We start from the raw sequence: 827 nt of genomic DNA on the forward strand, positions 1-827 counted from the left end.
AGTTATTGAATCCTGGCAACTGTGACACAGCGACTGTAACGGTAACTGTAGCTGCACCAAGAATAGATGCTAATGATGATGACTTCGGCCCGATCAACGGAGCAGCTGGCGGAACAACAGCGAGCGTATTGGGTAACGATACCTTAAACGGAGACCCTGTAGATCCATCAGATGTGACCTTGACGGTAGTAAGTTCAGACCCTGAGTTGACGTTGAACCCTGATGGGACAATAACGGTAGCACCGAACACGCCTGCGGGAGATTACGAGTTGACCTATAGCATCTGTGAGGTATTGAATCCTGGCAACTGTGATACAGCGACTGTAACGGTAACTGTAGCTGCACCAAGAATAGATGCTAATGATGATGACTTCGGCCCGATCAACGGAGCAGATGGCGGAACAACAGCGAGCGTATTGGGTAACGATACCTTGAACGGTGATCTTGTAGATCCATCAGATGTGGCCTTGACGGTAGTAAGTTCAGACCCTGAGTTGACGTTGAACCCTGATGGGACAATAACGGTAGCACCGAACACGCCTGCGGGAGATTACGAGTTGACCTATAGCATCTGTGAGGTATTGAATCCTGGCAACTGTGACACAGCGACTGTAACGGTAACTGTAGCTGCACCAAGAATAGATGCTAATGATGATGACTTCGGCCCGATCAACGGAGCAGCTGGCGGAACAACAGCGAGCGTATTGGGTAACGATACCTTAAACGGTGATCTTGTAGATCCATCAGATGTGACCTTGACGGTAGTAAGTTCAGACCCTGAGTTGACGTTGAACCCTGATGGGACAATAACGGTAGCACCGAACACG

The 827-nt window shown here is 49.3% G+C and carries 1 protein-coding gene; it reads left to right on the forward strand.

Translation table 11 applies throughout. From position 1 onward, the window contains the following. The coding region (locus tag IE080_RS19370; protein ID WP_229800758.1) for a hypothetical protein at positions 1-827 on the forward strand (827 nt) is incomplete at both ends.

The organism is Mongoliitalea lutea (genome assembly GCF_014652135.1).
Lineage (GTDB): Bacteria > Bacteroidota > Bacteroidia > Cytophagales > Cyclobacteriaceae > Mongoliitalea > Mongoliitalea lutea.